At 60.8% G+C, this 12,557-nt stretch carries 5 protein-coding genes; 1 reads left to right on the forward strand and 4 read right to left on the reverse strand.

Going from position 1 to position 12,557, the window contains the following annotated elements:
* Positions 1 to 37: 37 nt before the first annotated feature.
* On the reverse strand, positions 38 to 2,905 hold the full coding sequence (locus ACVJ5M_RS31255; protein WP_354100317.1) for an ATP-binding protein: 2,868 nt from the start codon (positions 2,903 to 2,905) through the stop codon (positions 38 to 40).
* A gap of 259 nt (positions 2,906 to 3,164) precedes the next feature.
* Between ACVJ5M_RS31255 and ACVJ5M_RS31260 the strand changes: the two genes are divergently transcribed.
* The gene (locus ACVJ5M_RS31260; protein WP_084795189.1) at positions 3,165 to 5,915 is read left to right on the forward strand and encodes a LuxR C-terminal-related transcriptional regulator; all 2,751 of its coding nucleotides are present in this window, start codon (positions 3,165 to 3,167) and stop codon (positions 5,913 to 5,915) included.
* 12 nt (positions 5,916 to 5,927) lie between these two features.
* Here the strand turns inward: ACVJ5M_RS31260 and ACVJ5M_RS31265 are convergent, their stop codons facing one another.
* The 3 genes from ACVJ5M_RS31265 to ACVJ5M_RS31275 all read right to left on the reverse strand — a co-directional run bounded on the left by ACVJ5M_RS31265 (position 5,928) and on the right by ACVJ5M_RS31275 (position 12,349).
* Positions 5,928 to 8,807, reverse strand: coding sequence for an ATP-binding protein (locus ACVJ5M_RS31265; protein ID WP_063984092.1), 2,880 nt, complete (start codon positions 8,805 to 8,807; stop codon positions 5,928 to 5,930).
* Positions 8,808 to 8,918: 111 nt separating this feature from the next.
* Positions 8,919 to 11,765: an ATP-binding protein gene (locus ACVJ5M_RS31270; RefSeq protein WP_231144553.1), complete on the reverse strand. Its 2,847-nt coding sequence runs from the start codon at positions 11,763 to 11,765 to the stop codon at positions 8,919 to 8,921.
* Entirely contained in the window at positions 11,762 to 12,349 is a 588-nt protein-coding gene (locus ACVJ5M_RS31275; RefSeq protein ID WP_063984094.1) for a helix-turn-helix domain-containing protein, read from the reverse strand. The genes ACVJ5M_RS31270 and ACVJ5M_RS31275 overlap by 4 nt, the downstream gene beginning before the upstream one ends.
* Positions 12,350 to 12,557: the final 208 nt, after the last annotated feature.

A 12,557-nucleotide genomic window follows, 5' to 3' on the forward strand; every position in this document is an offset into this window, starting at 1 on the left:
CTGCGCAGACGGCGCACGGCTTCGGATGGCGCACCTTTCAACCGACGTCCTCGGCTGCGGATCGGAGTTGGCCGAGCATTTGCACCGCGCGGTTGCGGGCAGGAAATGATATCCCGGCCGGCACGCGATCAAGACTCGCGCTGAGATATTCGTGAGCTTCCGGCAAGCGATCCTGTTTCAGCAACAGCCCGGCCAGGTCCGTCGCGGCCGTCAATTCGAACAGGGTGGCGAACTGGCGTTTGGCCCAGTCGATTGCCGACAGCAGGCTTTCTTCGGCGTCGAAGCGATCCTCCGCAGATCGAGACGCCAGGATGAGCCCTTTCATCCTGAACAAGGCAGACATGTGCAACAATTTTCCGGCACGCTGCTGTTGCTCGATCGCATTCACCGTGAGGGTCAGCGCCTGCTCATGCTCACCGAGGTCCATAAGCGCCGCGGCCAGATCGCAGGTAAAATCCATGTTCAGCATCTCGTGGCGCTGGACGTGAAGCTCTTCCAGGGCTCGCTTCAGCAATTGTATCGCTTCGATGCGATTGTCTTGAAGAAGCAACCATCGCCCCTTCAAGCCCGTCGCTATGGCGCGATAAGGCATCAGGGAATGCGCGACAGAGAGCTCACTCAGCTCACCAATGTACTGGTCCGATTGGCTCAGATCCGCCATGGCCAGAAACACGGGAAGGACCAAAGCCAGGGACCGGCACAACGTGGCGGGGTTGCCCGACCTCTTGGCTTCCGCTCTGGCGCGCCTTGCATAGTCCAGCGATTGGTCGAGCAAGCCCCGGTACAGGAGAGAACGTGCCATGCCGACGAGCAGGAAGCTCGTATAATGAAAGAGATATGGTTCGGTTCGAGAGCGCGGTCGGGACGCCAGGTGCCGGAGACCCGCTTCGCAATGCAGTTGTGTGGCGAGGTGATTTCCCGACAGATGTTCGGAAGCCGCCAGCATTGCTTCCGCCAGCGCCATGTCGTCGTGACTCCCCGTTCCCAAAGCCAGTTTCTTGCTCCGGGTGGCGATCTCGCTCGCACCCCGGATGTCCATGGTCCAGTGCGAATACATGAAAAGTCCGCTTAGAACCCGCAGCTCGTGGGCGAGATCGCCCTGTTCGATTGCAATATCCAGCGCGTTTGCGAAAGCGGTCCGGACGCGTTGATCGTTGCCTTCCGTATGCATCAAGGCCAGCGGGATCGTTGCAGAGATCTCCAAGGCGCGGCGGGAGTATTGATGCGGATTTCCCAGGCCCGCCATCGCGCGTTCGGCCCATGCCTGGCATTCGATCAGCAGCGACAGCTCCAGAAACACCTGCGTGGCGGCGGCGGCCAGTCTCGTTGCCGTCGCGGCATCGCCGCACGGCCCAAAGCTCCATTCGAGGGCCGCACGGACGTTGCTCAATTGGTCGGAATAGGCCGCAGCTCTCTCTGCGCCTGGCAGGCTCGATAGAGCCTCCCTCAGCGTTTCGAGATGTCCGGCGAGGTATTCCGCATGCCGGCCGAAGACCATATCGACTTCGTCATGCTCCTCCAGTTTTGCCAGTGCGTATGCCCGGGTCGTGTTGGGCAGCCGATATTGCGCCTGCACGACATCAATCCGGGTTGCTATCAACGACTTCTCGACCAGCCCTGCGACGGCGTCGAAAATGTCCTCGACTCCCGCACCGGGTTCACCGGCGACAGACCGCGCGCCATCGAGGGTGAAACGTCCAACGAAGGGAGCTAAGCGTCGAAACACGATCCTCTCTGCGTCAGACAGTAGATCGTAGCTCCAATCCAGCGTCGCCTTGAGCGTCCGATGCCTGGCGACTGCCGTCCGATGGCTCAGTCTCAGCAATTCCAGCCGGGACACCAGGAGGTCAACCGTGTTCTCAAGGCCAAGGGAGGCGACCTGACCCGCGGCCAACTCGATCGCGAGTGGTATCCCATCCAGCTTTCGGCATATGTCCGCGACGAATGGCGCCTCCTTGTCGGTGAGAACGATGCGACCCGCTCGCGTGGCCACGCGCCGTACGAACAGCTGCACCGCCGGATACCGCAGAATTGCATTTGCCGTCTGCTCCGAGTCGTCTGGCGGAAAATCGAGAGGAGGAACCCGGCAGCAATGCTCACCCTCAACTTTCAGCAATTCCCGGCTCGTGGTCAGAAGATGAATCTGTTCCGTTTGCTGGTAGAGTTGTTCGGCAAGCGACGCGACCGCCTCGATCACATGCTCGCAGCTGTCGAGTATGATGAGGAGCTTCCGCGACCGGATGAGGTCGACCAGCTCCGGGCCGGGATCTTTCGATTTGAGTGAGAACCCCAGGGAGGTCGCAACGGCCGCAGCAACATGGTGCGGATCGGTGAGGCTTTCCAGATCGACAAAATAGATCTCGCCGCCGATCGCCTGGGCGACGACGCGGCCGACGGCCAGAGCGATGGTTGTCTTGCCGATGCCGCCGGGGCCGAGCAGTGTCACGAACCGGTCATTTCGAAGCCTGTCGCCGAGCTCGGTGACGAACGTCTCGCGTCCGATCATCATGATCGGTCGCACCGGAAGCCTGCCTTGCCGCCAGGACCTGGCGGTCCTGCTTTCCGTGGCGCCCCCAAGGGAGGCCAATGCGCCGACGAACGAGTAGCCCCGTCCCTTGATGTTTGCGATGTAGCGGTTGCCGAATTGGCCGTCACCAAGCGCCTTGCGAATCGCGGCCACGTGGACCCGGATGCTCCCCTCTTCGACCGTCACGTCCGGCCAGACGTGATCGATCAATTCCTGCTTTGTGATCACCTTGCCAGGACGCTCGGCAAGGTAGATCAGGATGTCGAGGGCCCTGCTGCCGAGGGGCAGCGCCACGCCGTCGCGCCACAGCGCCCTTTCTTTGCTCGAAAGCTCAAAGGGGCCGAATAGCAGATTTCCGCGAGGCTCATCGTCAGCCATGGCTCTTGGCACCGGCTTGGGGTGCTTTTCCCGGATGTTCAGTGGTCCGCGCGAAACCCAAGCGTGCGTTCTCGATAGACATCGGCTGGCTTCCGGCTCCTAGCGTGGACTTTCAGGGATCAGCACGCAGCGACCGGCATGCGGCCTGCATACAACTGACAATGCCCGGCGCTTCCCTCTCGCTGACAGAGATCGTACAATTTCACCATGGTTTGCATCCCCCGAATGGGGGGAGGACTGACGTGGTTAGGGGGAGCCTTTGATCCAGCCGCACTCCAGCCATCCGACTCATGGAACGGGTCCGTCGCCCGGCGGAGGACAGCTGCCATTTCTCGCGACCAAGATCCTGCCGGCACGATTCGGCGGGCTGGTCGCGCGCCCCCGACTGCTCGCGATCTTGTCGGACCTCCCGGCCAAGCGACTGGGTGTCATCAAGGCGCCGGCGGGCTTCGGCAAGAGCTCATTGGCAGCCACCTGGGCCGAGACGCTCGAGCAAGACGGCAATGCCGTTGCGTGGCTGACGATCGATCCGGACGACGACGAGGCCACGCGGTTTCTGTTTTACGTTTCCCAGGCCCTGCATCACGCCTGCCCGGACGTCGGCGCCGGCGCGATCGGGCTGATCCTCGAGAACAATTTGATCGACCCAACGGCGATCCTGTCGAGCCTGATCAACGATCTGGCGGAGATGGAGGACGACGTTTACCTGTTTCTCGAGGACTATCACTGGGTCAGCGCTTCTCGCATCCATCAGACCGTCGCGTATTTTTTGAAGCACGCACCGTCCCACTGTCACGTGGTGCTGACGACGCGTACCGAACCTCCCCTGCCGCTCGCGACCTTGCGAGCCCAGAACCAGCTGATCGAGATCGATGCCGAAGCCCTGCGGTTCGACATGCTGGAGACACAGGCGTTTCTGGACGGCACCAAACCCGGAGTGCTGGAATTCCCCGACGTGCAACTCTTGCAGCGCAAGACCGAAGGCTGGCCGGCCGCGTTGCGGATCATTTCATCCATGCCTTCGCAGTCTGGATCCGGCCTGAAGGAATATGTCCACAATCTCTCGGGCTCGCAGCGTCCAATTGCCGCCTACCTGACCGAGATGCTGGATGGGCTCCCGGTCGAACTGGTCGACTTCATGCTGCGAACGGCCGTTCTCGACCGGCTCTCCGGCGCCCTCTGCGAGGCCGTAACGGGTTTGGGCGCGAGCCGCACCATCCTGGCATCGCTTGCCCAGCGCCAGATGCTACTCACGCCGCTCGACAACGACGGCGTTTGGTTTCGCTATCACACGCTGCTTGCCGAATATCTGCGACAGCGGCTCGAGGCGGACCGTGGCATTGAAGTTCCCGAACTGCACGGGCGTGCGGCTCTTTGGTATGCCTCCCACGAATTATGGACTGAAGCGGTCCAGCACGCGATCGCGGCCGGCGCTCCTGACCGCGCGATCGGCTGGATCAAAAATTGCGCGATGTCCTTGATCAAGAGAGGCGATCTCTTCACCTTGCTGGAGTGGCAACGCCAGTTTCCCGACGAACTCATGCGAGGTCAGTGCGAGGTCCGATTGGCGATCGGATGGGGATTGGCGCTTGCGCTTCGCTTTGACGAGGCCCTGAAGCTTGCAACCGACATCGAAGGCGACATCGCCGCAATGCCTCTGCCTGATGGCAACCTGCTGTGTGAATGCCAGGCGATCCGCTCCGTTGCCATCGCGCTGAAGGATGACAGCGAAAGCGCGCTGCCTCTGGCACAGGATTGCGTCGACCGTTCATCCGATCCCTGGACCGCGAACGTAGCATCAAACGTCGTTCGCTTCAGCCACATGAAGGCGGGCAGCCTCAAGCAATTCCATGCGACGCCATGGATTCCCTATTCGGTCGAGGAGGATCGCAGGAACGTATTTGCCTCGGTGTATCGACACTGCCTCAACGGGCTTACAGAAGAGCGGCAGATACGCCTCGCGGCGGCAGATAAGCACTACCGCGAGGGCTTCCGGGTCGCCGAGCAGGATGTCGGGCCGAATTCGATTGCAGCGGCCTTGCCAGCAAGTCTGATCGCGCGAATCAAGTACGAGCAAGGCCTGCTCGATGAGGCGGAAGCCTGGGTCATCGATCGCCTCCCGCTGATTAACTCGGGGACAATGCTCGACTGCGTGTGGAGCACTTATTTCGTGATCTCCCGGGTCGCCGCTGCACGGATGAACTTCGAGCGGGCCCGCACTCTGTTGGAACGAGCTGAAAATCTCGGCGTCGCGCGGGATTGGGGACGACTCTCGGCCGGCGTGATCGCGGAGCAGGCGCGGCTCTACCTGAACGACGGCCGGTTGGATGAAGCCGCCGCATGCGTCGATCGCCTGGAACGCCTTGCACGGAAATACCCGGCACCGAGGCCTGGCGCCTGGTCGGAGATCGGATGGTACCACAAACTGGCCCGCGCTCATTTGCTGGGCCTGCAGGCTCAATCGGACGAGGCCGCTTCAATCCTTCAACAATTGCAGCACGAAGCCGAAGCGATGGAGCACCGTCAGTTCCTGATCTGCATTGCGATTCGTCAGTCGACAGTTCAGCTCAGCGCGGGCAAGGCCGCGGAGGCGGTGAGCCGGTTTAGTCGCGTGCTTGCCGCGTGTGCGGCGGCCGGTCTCTATCAGACCGTCCTCGACGAGGGGCCAGCCATTTCAGAGCTTCTCCGGGCGACACGGGAGGGAGGAAACCTCAAGGCGGATCTGATCCCCTACGTCGATCGTCTCGCGGCGGGTCTGCAGCGAGCACGACAGGATCGCTCGGCTACGGACTCAAGCGCACGGATTCTCAGCGCATTGAGCCGTCGCGAGACCGATATTCTCACGCGGATCGCGGATGGATTGTCCAACAAGGAAATCGCCCGAAGCCTTGATATCGGCCCCGAGACGGTGAAGTCGCATCTCAAGAGCGTTTTCACCAAGCTGGGTGTGGAGAAGCGCGCGCAGGCCGTGTCACGCGCGCAGACCCTCGGCATTGTCACCACGCGGTGAAGCTTCGCCCCGTCATCCGGCTTGTCGCGCACGAACGCGGGTCCGCTCGAGGACCAGCCTCGCCGACATGAGATCCGGCGTTTCGAAGCCCTCGGTAAACCGGCCGTAGATGGCTTCGATGAGATCGTGGGCCTTTCGGGTTTGACCCCGATCAATCCAAATCCGCGCAAGCTCCAATCCCGCCCGCAGCTCGAACGAAAGCGCCGATTGTTGCCCGGCCAGGGTCATCGCTTCCCCGAAACACTCCGCGGCCAGACCAAGCTGTTGAGGCTCTCGGCACACAAAGGCCGCGCCTTTCGCCAGCAACAGCGCCGGAAGGTGAAGAGGCCTGTTCGATCCGAGCTGCGTGGCGATCGAACCGTCAATGAGAGCCAGCGCTTCCGCGCGCTCGTTCTGTTTCGCCAGGCCGAGCGCCAACTCGGAGACGAAATCCGTTACAAGCATTTCGTATCGCAGGATCCGCAGTTTTTCCAGGCCGTCTCGCAGATGACGCATGCCATCTTCCGTCTGGCCGACACGGACCAGATAGCGCCCCCTAAGTCCTGTGGCGACAGCCCGGAATGGCTCCAGCGAATACTTCTCCGCAGTCAGCTCGAGCGCGGAGAGGTTCGGTTCGACCTGCCCCAAATCGTCAATCCAGAAATAGAAAGGCATCGTCAGCATGAGAGCTCGACACAGAGCGACCGGATGATCCGATCTCTCAGCCTCCTCGATGGTTCTTTCGGCATAATCCGCCGCCCTATCGAGATTGCCAGCAAACCAATGTGACCGGGTCAGGTTGAACAGCGAGGTGGTTCGCAGATCGAACAGATATTGAGTTGCGTTGAACCGTCGGGACGCCGGCGACCTGTGCAGAGCCCGTTCGAGGTATTTTGGCGCGCGGACGTGGTCCGCAAGGATATAATAGGCGGCCCCCAGCATCGAATCCGCAAGCGCCGCATCTTCCGGATTTCCGGTCTTGTTCGCGATCGACTCCGCGCGTCGCGCAACTTCAAGGCTGCCCGCCGCGTCGATCGTACGATGAAGATACATCGACAGCCCGCTGAGAAGACGCAGTTGCTGGTAGGCATCGTCGTGCCGCTCTGCGAATGCCAACGCCGTATTGAAGGCATCGCGAACCCTCTCACTGTTCCCGGCGGTAAACATCAGCGACAAGGCAAGCGAAGCGTGGACCTCCATCTGGTCGCGCGGGTCGCAGTCCGCAGCTATCCGATTGATCGCCTTCTCCATCCAGTCCCGGCACTCCACGAAAAGCGACTTGGCCAGAAACAGACGCGAGGCCGCCGCCGCCAGTCGTATGGCCGCGCTGCCGTTTCCACGGGGGCCAAAGCTCCATTCAAGCGCGGCTCGGACGTCTCCCAGATAGTGCTGTATCGCGCTCCCCGGAGGCCGTCCGGACTCCAGGTCGAAAAGATTGTCGCGGCTGTCCTCCAATGACCGGCTCAAATGGATCGCGTGGCGCGCCGCCATGGAATTGTGTTCGCCGCTCGCAGCGAGTTTCTCCAGGGCATAGGAGCGTGTCGTGTCGAGCAATCGATAAAGCATCTGTCGATAGCTGGGCCACGCCACGATGAGCGATTTGTTGACAAGGTTTGCGATCGTTCCCTCGATCTCGGACCGGTCAGTACCCTCCTGCTCTGCAACCGTACACGCCGCTTCCAATGAAAAGGGCCCGATAAAGATTGCGACTCGTCGCAGCACAATCCGTTCGGCCTCGGACAGGTGATCGTGGCTCCAGTCCAGCGTCGCCTTGAGCGTCTGATGCCGAGGATTCGCCGTCCGGCGACCGAACTTCAGGAGATCGATGCGCGAACCCAACCTTGCCACGGTATTCCCGACGCCGAAGACAGCGGCCCTTCCGGCGGCGAGTTCGATAGCGAGCGCAATGCCGTCAAGCTTGCGGCAAATCTCGGCAACCATAGGAGCTTCGTCGTCACTAAGCGAAAAGCTGCCGCGGCGAGCACTGACGCGTTCGGCGAACAACCGTGCGGCCGGATAAGCAAGCACCTCTGACGCAGTCGGCTGCGGCTGCTCCGGCGGGCAGTCCAGTGGACAAAGACGAAATACGCGTTCGCCAGGAACGCGCAAGGTTTCCCTGCTGGTCGCGAGTATGTAGACGGCCGGGGTATTCCGGACAATATAGTCGACTATCTCCGCGGATCTCTCGATGAGATGTTCGCAGCTATCGAGAACGATAAGCGCCTTGCGAGCGCTCAGGAAATTGAGCAGCGCCTCCTTCGGATCGGCTGGCTGCGGGACGAGCCCGACCGCGGAAGCGACAGCACCGATGACTTGCTCGTTGTCGGTCACCGTTGAAAGATCGACAAAGAATACCGCCCCGGAGAAATCAGCAAGCGCCGCGTGCCCAACCGACAGGGCAACCGTGGTCTTGCCTATGCCGCCGGCGCCCAAAATAGTCGTGAGGCGCTGGTCAGTCTGGAGCAAACGCTGAATCTCAAGGACGACCTTGCTGCGGCCAACCATGCGGCCCAATGCCGGCGGCAAGCTGGACAATCCCGAAGATGCGTTACCGCTGTCGAGGGCTGCGGGAAGTGGCGTGACCGGCGCAATGAATCTATACCCACGGCCCTGGATATTCGCGATGTACTTGTCACCAAATTGACCATCGCCCAGTGTCTTGCGCAACGCCGATAGATGGACACGAAGACTGCCTTCCTCGACGGTTACGTCAGGCCATACCCTGGCGATCAGTTCGGACTTGGGGACGACCTCACCGGCATTTTCGAGCAGAGCTATCAGAATGTCGTAGGCTCTGCCGCCCAGTGGAAGGATCTGGCCCGCCTTGCTCAGAGAGCGCTCGGATACATTCAGCTCGAATGGGCCAAACCGAAACCGGATTGCACACGATGAGCCAATTGGTTGGACGGACATAACCTATTCCGCCAAAAGCACGACGTCGGCAATTGCACCGTTCGTCGTCGGTCTTGGGCAAATACACCCGGCCCTCCGAGGGTTACCCCAAACCTTCTCCAGCGACAAGCCTCAGTGCATCGAGTTGGCGGCGCCATCGTGCAAATGTGAAACGGCTAGTACCTGCTTGGCCAACCGTAGGTCGACGGTCTCATGGCCTTCTCGGAATTTTGCGTGGGTGGACTGCAAGGTCTGCCACGCGCGCTCCTTCAGCTCGGCTGATTCTTCTGCAATGGCCAGGCTGGTCGCGGCCCTGAGCTCCCACGATAAACTGGCTTGACTGGCGGCGAGTCCGAGCGCCGACAGAAAATACTGTCTGGCAACTTCAAGCCCCTCGTCGTTGTACACGGCCAGTTCGCCTCTGATGCGGCGCAATTCCGCGGCGTACCAGTGGGTCTCGTCAAGATTGATCTTGGCCCGTTCGAAGACGGCAAGCCCCAGCTGCGGATGCCCCGCGACGGCCGTGCATCTTGCGAACTCTGCTTGCAGAAACCAATTGAAGACTCCATATCGCGCCGCGGACAACTTCTCCAAACCTCGGTAGAGCGTCGCAGTAGCTGCATCGCCCTCCCCCCGCCTGACGCCGTAGAGAGCCTGCATGCCGAGGCCGAACCCCTGGTAGCTCTCCACATTGTATTTTCCGGCGTGGTCGACAAGTTCGTTGGCAAGCGATTCGGTCTCGGGATCGTCCGGGCTTGCCAGATAGGTATTGAAGCTTGCCCAAGCCAGCGCCACGCAGAGCGGTACCGCGTGATCCAACTGGCGTGCCTCAGCGATCGACGTCAGTTTGAGGCGTCGCGCCTGATCAGGACAGCCCCGGAGCCAGGTCACATTGGCCAGTACGGCCAGGGCATCTACTTTCCGATCGTAGCCAAACCGGGTGATGAGAGACCGACGGGACGCTTCGTCGTCGCGGTGCAGGGACAACTCAAAGCAAGCTTCAGCCTGTGATATTCGCCCACTGTGGTGGTACGTTACGCCACGCATGTAGTTGGCCATTGCGATCGCGCCACGATTGCCGCTCAAAGCAGCGACATCACCGCATCGATCTGCCAATTCCGTCGCCTCGGCATAATTTGGAAGCCGGATCTGGTGGGCCCAAAGAACAAGCAGGGAATCGAGCTGGCATTCGGTGTCGTCAAGGCACTCGGCCAGAAGGCGCGCTTTTTCCCAGCTTGCGTACGACTCTTCGGTCATGCCATCCGTGAACATCATGCAACTGGCGAGCGCGGACTGAACGATCATTTCTTGGCGCGAGCCGGCACTCGCATTGTCGAGCCGGCCGATGGCCTTCGTCATCCAATCCCGGCATTCGGTAAGAAGGGCCATTGCCATCCAGGTGCTTGCTGAGGCGGCGGCAAGTTCAACGCCAATTTTCGCATCACCTTCGACCGAGAAAGCCCAGTTCAGAGCCGCTCTGACATTGCCGACCTCGACCCCGAGCGCCTGGATCCTCTCAGGAATGTCCATTGAAGCACCCTGTTTGAACAAGTCGCCGAAGTAGAGGGCGTGACGGCGGCGCAAACCGACCTCCTCGGCGCTTTCGGCCAGCCGTTGGGACGCAAAGGCATGAGTGGTGTCGAGCAAGCGGAGCCTCGCGCTCTGTCCCTGAGCGGCAATCATCGATTTCGAGCGGAGCTCCCAAATGCAATCCGAGACGTTTGCTTCATCGATCGTTTCGTCAGCGACCACGGCGACCGCTGCTTCGAACGTAAATCCGCCGGCGAAAACACTGAGCCGGCTCAGGACGCGCTTCTCGGTCACGCCAAGCAAGTCGTAGCTCCATTCCAGCGCGGCGTTCAAGGTCTGGTGCTTCGGCAACGCCGTTCTGCGCCCCACCCATGACAGGTTTAGTCGGTCGTCGAGTAAGCTTGCCGCCTTGCTAAGGCCAAATATGTCAACTCTGCCGGCGGCGAGTTCGATTGCCAATGGAATTCCGTCAAGCCGCCGACAGATCCTTGCCGCAATCGGCGCATCCGCATCTGTTAGCTCGAAGTCACCGCGTACGGCCCGCACGCGATCGACCAGCAGTTGGACCGCGGGATATTGCAGCACGTCGTGCGCCGACTTGTTGTCTTCCCCAGGGCATTCGAGCGCGCAGAGTTCGTAGATCTGTTCACCTTCGACTCGCATCGCCTCCCGGCTGGTCGCGAGCAGATGCAGTGTCGGGACACGGCAGATCAGTTCTTCCGCCACGGCCGACGCCTCATCGATAAGGTGTTCGCAACAGTCGAGAATGATGAGTGTTGACCTTCCCTGCAGCCGATCAATCAGGGCTGGTACGACATTGCTCGTTTGTACCGACACGCCTAGTGCTGCCGCTATTGCTGGAGCTACGCGCGAAGCGCCGCCCAGAGCACTAAGGTCGACAAAATAGATCTGGCCATTGAAGGTGGCGCTCATTTCGTGGGCAACCGCCACCGCTACGGTGGTTTTACCAATCCCGCCGGGGCCGACGATCGTAACAAATTTCTGCTCGGCCAGCTTCATCTGGATCGTGGCGAGCGCCTCTCTTCGTCCGAGCATCCGAACCAGGCGCGCAGGCAGTCGGGGCCTCGAAGATGGATTGAGATCCCCCGACATTGGCAGGGAAGCTGACGTTACCGGTACGACGAAGCTGTACCCTCGCCCGGGCACGTTCGCGATATACCGCCGACCGGGGTCACTCCGATTGAGGGCCTTGCGGAGCGCCGAGATATGAACGCGCAGGCTGACTTGTTCAACTCCGCTCTCCGGCCAAACGCGCTCGATCAGGGTTCTCCTGCCGACGACCTTGTTGGCTTGCTCCACCAGGACAATGAGAAGGTCCATGGCGCGCGCGCCAAGCGATACGGTCTCTGCGCCATTCGTTAGAATCCTGCCCCCGATCGACAGCTCGAAAGGGCCGAAGCTCAGCACTTTGCCGCGCTGATCGCTCATGGGATATTCTCGTCCAAGCCGGGTCTTAAGCTGACCTCGTCAGGGATGCCGCGCTCGCGTCGCCAATTGGCCGGGCTCCGGCCAAAAGCGTGCCTGAAGAGCCTACATAGGTGCGCCTGATCGGAAAAGCCAACGTTCAGGGCTATTTCGCTCAGCGAGGCCGCACTGGTCATCATCAGGTGGCAGGCTCGCTCCAGGCGCCTTCGCACCACATAGGCATGCGGCGACTCCCCAACAGCCAGTTTGAACTTCCGGGAAAAGTGCGCCGGGCTTCGACGTGCGACCGCACTGAGATCCCGAATGTGAATGGTACGGTGCAGATTGCTGTCGATGTAAGCTCGCACGCGCAAGATCTGCCAGGCCGCTAGACCGCCCCTTGTGGAGCCGCTAGCGCCCGAACATCGCTCGATCTCCGCTTGCAGGATGTGGGATGCCGTCGCCAGCGACACCCTCGCCGCATCTCGATCACGCTCCAGCTCTCGCCTCGCCGTTTCAAGCAGCGTGGCCAGGCTACTCGCAACCAAGTTGAATTGTTGGTCGGATGCGAGGGAAGATTCTGGGGCGGTAGCCGGAAGTCCTGTCATATTCGTTCCCTCGACGCTTAGCCCGGCCGCCCGGATCGGCGAGAGAGTGCAGCAAGGGAAGCCCCTTGGCTTGTTAAGTAACGTTCTGAACAGTTAAATTCGGGCAAATGCTCTTTTGCTGAGCAAACGTTCGATGACGCGAAAGAGTTGTTTATTTTCAACAATATAGCCGCCGATAGCGGCCCTGCGACGGACCTCCTAGCGAAGC

The organism is Bradyrhizobium sp. S3.7.6, from assembly GCF_054061875.1.